We start from the raw sequence: 9,858 nt of genomic DNA, 5'->3' as shown, positions 1-9,858 counted from the left end.
GGGTGTCCATGCTTTTGTCTTTGCCCGCCTTGGCAATGCGCAGAATGTGCTGGCGCTGGGGTTTGCGAATGTGCAGGGTGATGCACACTTCCGTATCTTCAGCATTCACAAATTCCGAGGTGTAGGGGTAGTGCTTGAAGCCGTTTGCTTCCAGCACATCAATTTCCGTTTGTGTTGTTCCGTCTTCATGGTCGCTAGGGTCGTAGGTCATTTTGGTATCCTTATATAATGATGGGGTGGGGAAACGCTGATTTATTCCGTTTGGCGGCGTTACTTCACTTTTTTTGAAACAGTCGAGGACGGAAGAGTCCACTCCTGCTTCAAAAAAAGCTCGTGCCTTGCCAAACGAAAAACTGAGCGTTTCCCAAAGTGCTATTTAATCCACGTTTCCTAACTATATTCCGGGTTGCTGTCGCGTTTAATCATGCCAATGCGCAGGTCGATTTTTTTGGGAATGTTGTCATCGCCCTGCTTTGCGCCGTCTTCTACCGAGTTAATCATGCAATCCACCAGGGTATCTACCGTGCTGGGGGAGTCTGGCGGTTCCAGGGAAACAACAATGTTGAACTTGGCCCGGTAGAACTCTGCCCCCAGTGACTGGGAAAGGCGGTTCCATTCGTCGGTGTCCAAGGTCATGCTGCCTTCTGGCTCGTAGTTGGTACGGCCCACGCCGCGTGGCACGCCGCCCTTGCCGTAGCGGTTTTTCTTTTCCTGCTTGCTTTTGTAGTTAATTTCCTGAATGCCAATGAAGGTGCCGTGGGGCCCCACAATGGTAAGGCATTCCCAGTCGTGCAGGACGCCGTTGACGGTTACTTCTGTTGGTTCTGCCATGGGGTATTACACCTGCTTTTGCACGTCTGCGCGGGGGTCGAACCGCCCGCCTGCGTACACGTATTTGGTAAACAAACGAATGCGCTTGATGATGGGAATGCCAATAAGCGTTACTTCGCAGTCCACCCCGTTGTTCACAATATCCTGCCCGGTGGGTATATCTACCAGCCCGGCAATAAGTTCACGCGGGCGGGCCCTGACCATAACGTCCAGGCTGGCTTCCAGATTTTCCTTGAGGAAGTGCAGGCCTGCGGCTTCACTTTCAAGCAAGGGGTCGCCTGCTTCATCAAACATGCTTTTGAGGGCTTGAATACGCATGAGGCGCAAGGCCTTGAACACCACACGCAGTACGGTGAGGAACTGGAAGTCGCTGATAATTTCTGCCATGACCTTGTCGTCGCCCCAGTAGGCCCCATTGAGGCCTTCATACCACTGCACGGTAATGAACCCGGCGTCGCGCAGGTTGACTTGCAAGGCGTCTGACCAGCCGCTGGGCAGGGTAAGGGGCGTTATGGGGCCGTCCAGCACGCGCCCAATATGGCGCTGCACTGGAATGCTGATGAGCTTACCCACCAGCAGCCCCCCGGCATTGCGTACCTGGCGCTGGCCTGCGCGGTTCATAATTTCCCCAAAAGACGGGCAGCAGCTTACATACGGGGCAGCACCCTTGGCTTTTTCATCCAGCAACCAGTCTGCCCAAGCGTCCAGGTTTTCCCCGTCGTTTGGCAGGCGGCTTTCACAGGTAAGGAACATGGGCCGGTGGCGTTCAAGCTGGCCTTGGGCCAGCATGGCAAAGGCGGCCCAGTCTACGGCGTCGGTGGGGCCAACGACGTGGACAAATTCCGGGTCCAGCCGTTCCAGGGGGCGTTCCAGAGCTTGCATAACCGTGGTTATGGTGGGCACAGGGGGGAGCAATGTAACAGTATACAGGGTGCCCACTTCATAGGTGACACCAGGGGCCAGGGCCAGGGTAATGCCTGCTTCCGGCACTTTGATAACCCCTTCCAGGGGCAAGGTGCGGGGCAGGCCAAAGGTGTCGCCACCATCAAGCGAGAGCTGGTACTGCCCTTCATTACACTTGCCTTGGCGGGTAATGAGCAGGTGCACTTCTGCCCCGGCCAGCACGGTGCCGCTGGCTACAACTTCCGGGCCGGGGCCAGTTTGCAGCACTGGGCCAATGGGCAGGCGCACGGTGCAATGCCATGTTGCGCCCTGGGGCAGTTCTTTATCTTGCGCAAAGGTAAAGGTAATGCCCGTGCCAGCGCCCCCGGCTTCAGTAATGGTAAGTTGCCCATTCAGGGGCAGGGCTGCCGTGGCATTCCAGCTTTTGCCACCGTTTGTACTGGTGCGCACGGTGGCAATGCCGGGCACGCCTTCCGTTACCACTTCCACCACAATGTTTGCGTTGGCGCTGGGGTAGCCGGTTACCCGTGGCATGGGGGCCGTAAGGGTAACGTGCCCGGTGTGGGTGACAGGGCCAATGTAGCCGCCTTCCGTGCCTGCCACGGGCACGGCAATGAGGATGCTGTTTTGGTTGCCTGCGGCGGCGGCACCGGCAAAGGCGTCTTCCACCGCGTCGGCCAGGGGGCCAAGGCCCAAAAGGTCGCGCACGGGGCTTTTGGCCCCAAGGCGGTAGGCTTTGCCCACCTCGCCTTTGCTGCATACCCCGGCGATAATGGCTTTGCCCGATACGTCGCCGGGGATAAGGCCGCTTTGGCCGTCTACAAGAAACTCGTAAACGTCGTGTTTGCCTGTTATTGTCATGTAATATCCTTTTGTTTATCGGGGGAAGGGACATTTGCTACCGCTTGTGGCCCCGGAACCACCTAGGCTTTACCCCTACTGGTGCCCCTGCACCGTCATTCCCGCGAAGGCGGGAATCCAGTGCTTTTACTCTTTTGCAAGAGAATGAAATGAAGAAAAGCCGAATACTGGATTCCCGCCTTCGCGGGAATGACGGCGGCGGGGGCCTGCGCGGGTTTCTAACCACCTAGCCTGCGCGAACTGAGGCGCATCAATGCATCGGCAAATTCCTGTTGTGTTACCTGTTTGCCGGGGGCCCAGCCTTCCGCCCGGCACAGGGCAGCCCCGTGCCATGCGGGCAAGCCTTCCTTATCAATGAGGCTATCGACATCCTTCCGTTCGGGCTGCGTGGAGATGTGCGGGGTGGCAGAGCCACCCGCACCCTCCGCCCTCTCTCCACGGCTCGCTACGCTCGCGACTGCCGTCGGCTTTAGGGTGTTTTCAGGCAATTCAGTGCCGGAAGGGGCCGAGGGGGTGTTTTCGGGCAATTCAGTGCCGGAAGGGGCCGGGGGTGTGGGTTCTGTTTTGGGGTCTGTTTCAGTGGAAGCTGTGTTTTTTTTGGTCATTTTGGCCTCTCGTAGTAGGGGTGAATGGTAATGCTGGTAAGGAGTCCGGTTTCCACGTCTTTATGGATGATGCCGGAAAATTGAAGGTGCAGGGCCTGCACGGGGGCTTCTGCAACCCGGATGCTGGCAAAGGTGTAGCCCTTACGCACCGCCCGGTGGGCGCTGATGCGCACGGGGTTGCCTGCGGCATCACGCACTTTGGCAGGCAGGGCAGCCAGGAATTTGGTGCAGAAAGTATCAAGCTGGGCTTGCCCGGTGCCGCGCACAAGCACGCGCACTGGCTGTTCCAGCCGGAAGCGGGCAAAGCGGGTGCTGCTGGTGGCCGGGCCTGTTTGCCTGCGGGCCACCCGCCAGCCCATGCGGCGCAATGTAGCTTCTGGAAAAGCCAGTTCCATGCGCTGTTCTGGCAGGAACACTTTTTCCTTATTTTCATTCTCAAGTTCCGGGAAAATGGCGGTGGCTGGCAGGCCGCAAGCTGTGGCCACGGTGGTGATGGTGCTAAAGGCAAGTTCGCGCATAGTTACCGCCCAAGGCCCTGCATAATGTGCAAGCGCATCATTTCGGCAATCTCTTCTCTATCTTCCGCGTTTATGCCGAGGTAAGGCCGGGCTGGCATGGTAACCTTGTGGCCACGGCCACACTGGCCGCCAAGCTGGTGAATGGCGGAATAAACTTTGTTACTGCCCACGGCCACCATGTCTGGGCTGGCTTCATATACAATGCTGCCCTTGAGCTGCCCTGAATCCACCAGAATTTGCCCGCCTCGCTGGGTAGGTTGCCAGCTTGCGCCATCTGGCCCCACGCCATTTTCAAACCGTTCAAGGGTGCTGCTGACCAAGGCTTCCCCAATGGCCTCCATAAGCTGCTGCCTGTTGGTCATGGCTTGCACAGTTTGCTGCACAGCGTTTTGCAATGCGCTGATATCCATACGGAAGGAGGTACCTGCCATTAGTATTTCCTCCAGAACCCTGCGTTGAATTTTTGGGGGCCACTGCTGGCCAGCATGCCCTGGGTGGGGGAATTTTCCGCTTCATTGCCAAGGGCTTCAAGGCCCACGTCCAGTGCGCCTTCCGCTATGGCGGCAAGCTGCTTCACCGCTTCTTTGTATTGTGTTTGCAGGGGCAGCCACACGTTGTTGCTGGTGCCTTCGGTATCCATAATGCTGGTTATGGCCCCAATGCAGCGGAATGCCGCCATGACACGGGCAATGCGGCAAATGGTTTCCGGCGGTGTGTGCAGGGGCAGGCAAAAGCGGGGGCGCAGGGCGTCGTCTATTTCCGCACACACCCCGGCAATGTGTGTTGCCACCATGCCGGGTTCCAGGGCCTCGATTTTATCCAGGTATTTTTGGAACACATACTGGGTGAGTTCTTGCGGGGTGCAGTACATAAGCGTTTCTTGAACCTATTTTTAACCTAGTTTTGTCCTAGGTTTAGCCTAGGTTTAGTGGTTGGCCCTGCCTACGACCTAGGAAACGTGGAAAATGACTTAGACAAGAGTTTTTGAGGAAAGGGGGTTGGGGGTGCGGGGGAAGGGGGAAAAGCCCCTTTTGCAAAAGGGGTTTCCCCCCTTCCCCTGCAAAGTGCTTACAACACAATTGCCTCAGAAATCGCTTCCATATTGGGAACCGGGAAGGGTTTAGACTGGGCCACCAGCTTGTAGCCGCTGGGGTCGTCGGTTTTAATGGGTTTAATGAACAGGGGGAGCGGTGCCAGCTTTGCGTCGAAGTCGTCCAGGGCGCAGTACGGCATTTGGTGGCCCCCGGCGGGGTCAATCATGCGCAGGGTGTTTTTGTTTTGAATGGGCACCCATGTGTCTTTTTTCATGGGGTCGGGGTATTCTTCATTGCGCAGCACAATTTTGGTGTTGCCAAGCAGGATGCAGTCTTCCTGCACTTTTGCTTCTATGGTGTGCCCCTCATACCTTGCGGCCAGTTTGAGGATTGCGCTGTAGGCATCTTCCCCGGCCCATACTTTTACCACCCCGCCAGCATAGCCTTTACGGCGCAGGGCTTTGCGCATGTCTGAAAGGATGGTGACAACGGTTTCAAGGGTGGCGGTGGCGGCGTCTAGCTTGAGTTTTGGGGTAACGGCAACGGGTTTGCCCCACTTGACGGTGTACACATCTACTCCACCGCCAGTGAGCTGGATGGGCCATTCTATTGTGCCGTTAATGGCCTGGGCTGCCATGCCTTCCGTAGTGCGGCGCACTGTTTGGCGCAGCACGTTGGTGCGCTGGGTGGCCCATGCTTCCAGTCCCTGGGAATCGTACCCGCGCAGGGTGTTTACGTCTGCCGCAGAAACAAAGGTGTGGGGGGAAATGGGCAACGGTTCATAACTGGAAATGCTGCTGCCAGACTGCCCCATGGAAATGGAGGCCCCGCCCCGCTGGATGAGGGGCATGGTACGCACAACCTGGGCCACATCTTCCACCGGCACGGTGGCAGAAGCAATTTGGGGGCGGCTGGTGAACACTTCATCCATAACCACGGTGGGGTAGGCAGGCAGGGCCTGCAACCGGCGTATCATGCTTTCACGATTAAACAGCACGCGCAGAATGTCGGTACTCATTATTACTCCGGGTACACGCCCAGCTTGAGCAGGGCGTTAAGGGTTGTGGCGTCGGGCGGGGTTTGGGTTATGGCCCCCACCTTGAGGCAGCCAAGCTGGGCACTGCCGTGGATGATGACAAGGCCGCTGTCTTGGCGGGTGGTATCTACTTCCGCATCCAGCACGCCTGCCAGGGTGCCGCCGGGGGCGTAAGGTTCCAGCCCGCTGGCAGATTGTTGCAAGAGCAAGCCGGAGGGCAGAATGCCCTGGTTCGGCTTCAAAGGAAGGGTGGCCAGCACCGGGGGGTGGGCAGTGCCACGGGCGCGTTCCACCAGAATCGTAATTGTGCCTAGTTTTGGGTCATGCATGTGGTTTCCTTCTTTATGTTATTGGGGGGGGCTGTCCCCCAGCCCCCTGCAAGGGACGTGACGCCCCTTGACCCCCATTTACGTTTACCTTTCCGCAGAGCGGAAAAGTAAACGTTGATGCGGGTTCCAAGGGCATCATGCCCTTGGCGGTGGGGTTTGGGGAGGCAGAGCCTACCCAAGTTAGACCTTCATAGTAAGGTCAGGGGGCAACGTGCCAGGGGCGCTTTGCTGGCTGTTACCGGGGGCGGCAAATTCGCCTTGCAGGTTGTGGCCGGGCAAGGTGCCAAGGAATTCCAGAAAATGGGTAACCAGGGGCTTTTTGCCTGCGCCTTCCGAAAATTCCAGTTCCCCTTCCGTGCCCTGGGGCAGGGCTGCGGCAAAGGCCAGCACCTTGGCGGTGTCTTGCGGCAGCACCTGGCCTGCCTGCACCAGGGCGTTTACCTTTGTTTGCAGGGTGTGCTGCTGGGCTTGTTGCTGGGCTGCGGCAAAGGCTTGCTGGGCTTCGGTTTTTTCTGTTTCTGCCTTGGTGCGGGCGGTATTGGCGGCTGCCAGTTCCTGTTCCAGGGCGGCAATGCGTTCCGCACTGGCCCCTTCACTTTTGGCTTTGAGCAGGGCATTTTCTGCTTCAAGCTGCTTCACCTTGTCTTCAAGGTTGGCGGGCGGGGTGTTCATGGGTTCCTCCTGTGTGGGGGCTGTTTCGTTCAGGGAAAATTCAATGCAGGCAAAGGGTTCTGTTCCATTTTGGGTAAACGTGGTGAAGTTGGCCAAGCCTTCCACTGCGGGTACAGCGGCCCCTAAAAGACCCACGTGGCGCAGGCGACCATCTGCAAACAGGGCAATGCTGCGTTTTTGGTAGTGGCCATCATCCACCGCTGTTTGCAGGGCCGGGGGCACGTTGCGAAAGCCTGCCAGCAGGCGTTCTCCCTCACGCTTCATGGCCTGCACCCAGCCGTAGGCCGGGCCGTCGGTTTTTGGGTGGCCCAGCACCAGGGGTGGTTCGTGCCGGGCAGGGTTAAAGCTGGCCACCATGTGGTCCAGGTGCACCCCGGTGAAGGTGCGGCTGGTGCCAGCGCTGTCGGTATGGGTTCCGGTGCGGAATATTTCTATCCAGTTCATGGGGCCATAATGCCCGGAAAGCGAACGGCCCGCAGCCTTTTGGCGGGAGATATGGAAGGAGATTGAAGACGCAAAAAAGGGAGCCGAAGCTCCCTTGATGATGTGCGGGTATGTAAATGGTGTGTACAGGTTATGGCGCAGTTTGTGGCACTTGCCCCACCCGTTGCAAGGCAGTGACTTTGGTCATGAGGTCTTCTGTAACATAATAGAGGCCAGCAAAGGCCCCGTTGGATATAGGTATGGCGTGTTCTGGCTGTTCCGCTGCCATTATGGCAAAGGTTGCCAGAAATTCCAGCACGTTGCCCACTTTTGTCAGTTCGTCCTGTACTTCCGTTAGCGGGTGCATGTTACACCCCCTGCACAAGGCGGGCGTCGCGCAGCAGTTCTTGCACGGTGCTTTTGTTACGCCCCACCAGTTTGCCAACTTCCCGCTGGGAAAGGCCAAGGCCATGGTAGTGCAGCACTTTGCGCACCAGGGCGCGGCGGCTTGGTGTCATGCGTTTTTGCAGGCGCATACCTTCCTGCAAGGCAGCGGTGCGGGCATTTTCAAGGGCGGCAGCTTCCAGGGCATTGAAGGCTTCAATGTACTTCAATTTCCACTGCATGGCAGCCACCCCGGTAAAGCCCATGGCCAGCAGGGAAAAGGCGTCGCGGGTGAGGAGAAAACAAGGAAGGGTGCGGCCTGTGGGGTCGGTGTATTCACTGGGCTCAAAATTGAGCCCAGTGAATGATTTTGGTGTGTTAGCACGTAGTTGTTCAATATCACGTAACACATTTCTATGCTTTTTCTGAAAATGTTTAGCAATGTTAAGGCTGGAAATGGCAGGGGTTTGCCCATCGGCTAAGAACTCGACAGCAATAGCGGTGTTTGATACAGTAGATATAGCCATGATGACACCTCGTAGTGAACTGTTGTGGTTAGGCCCTTGCGTGGTATGTCCGTGCAACGCAAGGGCTGTTTTTATTTACTTTCTTTCCAGTGTGGGAACATCTTTTCTAAGGCATCAAATACCAGAGCTTTCAATGTTTTTTTCTCTTTTGCAGCAAGTACTTTTAATTGCTGCTTTTCTTCTTCTGTAACCCGGAAAGAAAGCATGGCCTCTTTAACCTCTTTCACAGCACCTCCTTTTTTTAAAATGTACTACTTGTATTACATTATGTCAAGATTCTCTTCACGATAATTGAGAATACTAATTCCCTCCCCGGAGCGGAAGAAAAGAAACTTGAGAACCTGTAGAAAATTGTTTATACGTAGAAAAATATCAAGGAGTACAGCATGACCTTATTGGCATTTCTCTCAGTTGTTGGTTTACTTGGCATGTTTTTGGGGCTTTTCAGCCCGAAAAAAGCCGGATTCTTTTTGAAGAACCCAAGGCGATTGACTGTTGTGCCCCTGTATTTCTTCCTCTTTATGTTTGCAGGTACGTTGTTTGCCAAGCTTGATGATTCTGGGCCTTTGCAGCAGGTTGCAGCAACGTCTGTTGCAGAAAAGCCTTCATCACAACAAGAAGAGGCTCAAAAAAAGCGTGAAGCGTGGGAAAACTACCATGCTGACCCTGTTATCAAAGGGCGCAAAACTGCTGAAAGTTTAGAGTCTATTAACGGTAAATATAATGGAGAAATTGCCCCTGCGGTACAAGAAGTTGTTGCTTTTAGCCGCAGTGGAGGGCGAGATTTAATCAATTCCCGTACTATTGGTGCTGCTGCTTTGGCGTTTGATGATATGCGCAAAGCTTATGAGGATTTTTCTATTCCATCTGCTTTGCCTGATGGTGTACAGGGAAACCTAGAAGCTTCTCGAATTCTTTTGCATGAAAGTGCTCTTGCTGGAACAGAAGCTTTCCTTGAACTGCAAAGATTGGTTGAAAACAAAAAAGGCTCTCTTAAGTTAGTCACCGCCAAAATGGCGGAATCTACCCAACTAAGAGAGGCTGGGGCCAAAAAACTTACTGATATTCAAATTACGTTGTTTGCCATGCCTGCACCCGCGCGTCCGTAAAACACTACACCCTCTTGACATTCTTCCCGCCTATTCGTATTCTCGCCCTAAGGAGTTTTATATGTCTACCCTGTTTACCCTTGCCACCCCGGAAGAACTGCTTGACCTGTTTGGTTGTGCAGAGAACATTGCCTATGCCCGTGAGCATGGGGTAACGCCAGACGACGCCCACGCGCACCTGGCCACCTTGTATTTTTGGCGTGGGGAAGAAGGCAGGGTGCAGGAACATTTGGAGCAGATAGCTGACCTGGATTTACGCATGACCACGCAGTTATCCCTCTATGAGATTGTCCAGTAGTTTACTGAACGCTTCTTCACTTTGTTTAAACTCCGCAAATAGCCTTTGCAATGTACCCGCCGAAATGGCGGGTTTTTTTTTGCGCAGCATAGCGCTAAGATGTTCCGGGTAGGAATGCCACGGTTTTGTTTCATGCATTTGGCGTATGGCTTTAAGCATGTTGGCATCGTGCAGGCCAAGGTGGGCCAGCAGGGAGTCGAAGTTGCGCACCCACAGGCCATAGGCTAAGCCGTTTTTCAAAATGTCGGCCTGGTGGCTGGGGGTTGCCCCCAGGCTGCGTAGCAGTTCATGGTAGGTGCGGCGTGATGTCCACTGGTTAATGGTTTCC

The 9,858-nt window shown here is 55.4% G+C and carries 16 protein-coding genes; 2 read left to right on the top strand and 14 right to left on the bottom strand.

Annotated elements, in window-relative coordinates; translation table 11 throughout:
- From G497_RS0112245 to G497_RS20220, 13 genes are all read right to left on the bottom strand, one after another.
- Positions 1-211, bottom strand: a 211-nt coding sequence (locus tag G497_RS0112245) for a hypothetical protein (protein ID WP_027188357.1), incomplete at its 3' end; no start/stop codon positions are given.
- Positions 212-390: 179 nt separating this feature from the next.
- Entirely contained in the window at positions 391-831 is a 441-nt protein-coding gene (locus G497_RS18090) for a hypothetical protein (RefSeq protein WP_034637863.1), read from the bottom strand.
- A gap of 6 nt (positions 832-837) precedes the next feature.
- The gene (locus tag G497_RS0112235) at positions 838-2,595 is read right to left on the bottom strand and encodes a DUF2586 family protein (RefSeq protein ID WP_027188356.1); all 1,758 of its coding nucleotides are present in this window, start codon (positions 2,593-2,595) and stop codon (positions 838-840) included.
- Between the two features lie 218 nt (positions 2,596-2,813).
- Positions 2,814-3,200 carry a hypothetical protein gene (locus G497_RS0112225; RefSeq protein WP_027188355.1) on the bottom strand — a complete coding sequence of 129 codons (387 nt, stop codon included), beginning with the start codon at positions 3,198-3,200 and terminating at the stop codon, positions 2,814-2,816.
- Entirely contained in the window at positions 3,197-3,718 is a 522-nt protein-coding gene (locus G497_RS0112220; RefSeq protein WP_027188354.1) for a hypothetical protein, read from the bottom strand. Before G497_RS0112220 ends, G497_RS0112225 begins: the two co-directional genes overlap by 4 nt.
- Positions 3,719-3,720: 2 nt before the next feature.
- On the bottom strand, positions 3,721-4,149 hold the full coding sequence (locus G497_RS0112215) for a phage virion morphogenesis protein (protein WP_027188353.1): 429 nt from the start codon (positions 4,147-4,149) through the stop codon (positions 3,721-3,723).
- The gene (locus tag G497_RS18085; protein ID WP_051258104.1) at positions 4,149-4,589 is read right to left on the bottom strand and encodes a DUF1320 domain-containing protein; all 441 of its coding nucleotides are present in this window, start codon (positions 4,587-4,589) and stop codon (positions 4,149-4,151) included. Before G497_RS18085 ends, G497_RS0112215 begins: the two co-directional genes overlap by 1 nt.
- A 197-nt stretch (positions 4,590-4,786) precedes the next feature.
- Positions 4,787-5,770 (bottom strand): major capsid protein, encoded by a 984-nt coding sequence (locus G497_RS0112205; RefSeq protein WP_027188352.1) that lies wholly within the window; start codon positions 5,768-5,770, stop codon positions 4,787-4,789.
- Positions 5,771-5,772: 2 nt separating this feature from the next.
- Positions 5,773-6,117 carry a hypothetical protein gene (locus tag G497_RS0112200; RefSeq protein ID WP_027188351.1) on the bottom strand — a complete coding sequence of 115 codons (345 nt, stop codon included), beginning with the start codon at positions 6,115-6,117 and terminating at the stop codon, positions 5,773-5,775.
- Between the two features lie 180 nt (positions 6,118-6,297).
- Positions 6,298-7,233 carry a hypothetical protein gene (locus G497_RS0112195; RefSeq protein WP_027188350.1) on the bottom strand — a complete coding sequence of 312 codons (936 nt, stop codon included), beginning with the start codon at positions 7,231-7,233 and terminating at the stop codon, positions 6,298-6,300.
- 130 nt (positions 7,234-7,363) lie between these two features.
- Positions 7,364-7,579, bottom strand: a complete 216-nt coding sequence (locus G497_RS0112190) for a hypothetical protein (RefSeq protein ID WP_027188349.1) — start codon at positions 7,577-7,579, stop codon at positions 7,364-7,366.
- Position 7,580: 1 nt separating this feature from the next.
- Complete coding sequence (locus tag G497_RS18080; RefSeq protein ID WP_051258103.1) at positions 7,581-8,123, bottom strand: Rha family transcriptional regulator; 543 nt, start codon at positions 8,121-8,123, stop codon at positions 7,581-7,583.
- Positions 8,124-8,194: 71 nt separating this feature from the next.
- Positions 8,195-8,350: a hypothetical protein gene (locus G497_RS20220; RefSeq protein ID WP_156908103.1), complete on the bottom strand. Its 156-nt coding sequence runs from the start codon at positions 8,348-8,350 to the stop codon at positions 8,195-8,197.
- 159 nt (positions 8,351-8,509) lie between these two features.
- On the opposite strand from G497_RS20220, the gene G497_RS0112175 reads away from it, so the two are divergent.
- Together G497_RS0112175 and G497_RS0112170 are read left to right on the top strand one after the other, a co-directional pair.
- Positions 8,510-9,232, top strand: a complete 723-nt coding sequence (locus G497_RS0112175) for a hypothetical protein (protein ID WP_027188348.1) — start codon at positions 8,510-8,512, stop codon at positions 9,230-9,232.
- A 61-nt stretch (positions 9,233-9,293) separates the two neighbouring features.
- Positions 9,294-9,530 carry a hypothetical protein gene (locus G497_RS0112170; RefSeq protein ID WP_027188347.1) on the top strand — a complete coding sequence of 79 codons (237 nt, stop codon included), beginning with the start codon at positions 9,294-9,296 and terminating at the stop codon, positions 9,528-9,530.
- On the opposite strand, the gene G497_RS20390 is transcribed toward G497_RS0112170, so the two are convergent.
- On the bottom strand, positions 9,504-9,858 hold a 355-nt coding region (locus tag G497_RS20390; protein WP_034637859.1), incomplete at its 5' end, for a hypothetical protein. The two genes, G497_RS0112170 and G497_RS20390, sit on opposite strands and share 27 nt — an antisense overlap.

Source organism: Desulfovibrio cuneatus DSM 11391 (assembly GCF_000430005.1).
GTDB lineage: Bacteria > Desulfobacterota > Desulfovibrionia > Desulfovibrionales > Desulfovibrionaceae > Frigididesulfovibrio > Frigididesulfovibrio cuneatus.
This window is presented reverse-complemented; position numbering and strand designations above follow the sequence as displayed.

What these genes read in the sequence shown, in the direction of transcription:
- G497_RS18090 (WP_034637863.1), bottom strand. Translation starts at nt 831, where the DNA reads ATGGCAGAACCAACAGAAGTAACCGTCAACGGCGTCCTGCACGACTGG.
- G497_RS0112170 (WP_027188347.1), top strand. Translation starts at nt 9,294, where the DNA reads ATGTCTACCCTGTTTACCCTTGCCACCCCGGAAGAACTGCTTGACCTG.
- G497_RS0112190 (WP_027188349.1), bottom strand. Translation starts at nt 7,579, where the DNA reads ATGCACCCGCTAACGGAAGTACAGGACGAACTGACAAAAGTGGGCAAC.
- G497_RS0112205 (WP_027188352.1), bottom strand. Translation starts at nt 5,770, where the DNA reads ATGAGTACCGACATTCTGCGCGTGCTGTTTAATCGTGAAAGCATGATA.
- G497_RS18085 (WP_051258104.1), bottom strand. Translation starts at nt 4,589, where the DNA reads ATGTACTGCACCCCGCAAGAACTCACCCAGTATGTGTTCCAAAAATAC.
- G497_RS0112200 (WP_027188351.1), bottom strand. Translation starts at nt 6,117, where the DNA reads ATGCATGACCCAAAACTAGGCACAATTACGATTCTGGTGGAACGCGCC.
- G497_RS0112215 (WP_027188353.1), bottom strand. Translation starts at nt 4,149, where the DNA reads ATGGCAGGTACCTCCTTCCGTATGGATATCAGCGCATTGCAAAACGCT.
- G497_RS18080 (WP_051258103.1), bottom strand. Translation starts at nt 8,123, where the DNA reads ATGGCTATATCTACTGTATCAAACACCGCTATTGCTGTCGAGTTCTTA.
- G497_RS0112220 (WP_027188354.1), bottom strand. Translation starts at nt 3,718, where the DNA reads ATGCGCGAACTTGCCTTTAGCACCATCACCACCGTGGCCACAGCTTGC.
- G497_RS0112175 (WP_027188348.1), top strand. Translation starts at nt 8,510, where the DNA reads ATGACCTTATTGGCATTTCTCTCAGTTGTTGGTTTACTTGGCATGTTT.
- G497_RS0112235 (WP_027188356.1), bottom strand. Translation starts at nt 2,595, where the DNA reads ATGACAATAACAGGCAAACACGACGTTTACGAGTTTCTTGTAGACGGC.
- G497_RS0112195 (WP_027188350.1), bottom strand. Translation starts at nt 7,233, where the DNA reads ATGAACTGGATAGAAATATTCCGCACCGGAACCCATACCGACAGCGCT.
- G497_RS0112225 (WP_027188355.1), bottom strand. Translation starts at nt 3,200, where the DNA reads ATGACCAAAAAAAACACAGCTTCCACTGAAACAGACCCCAAAACAGAA.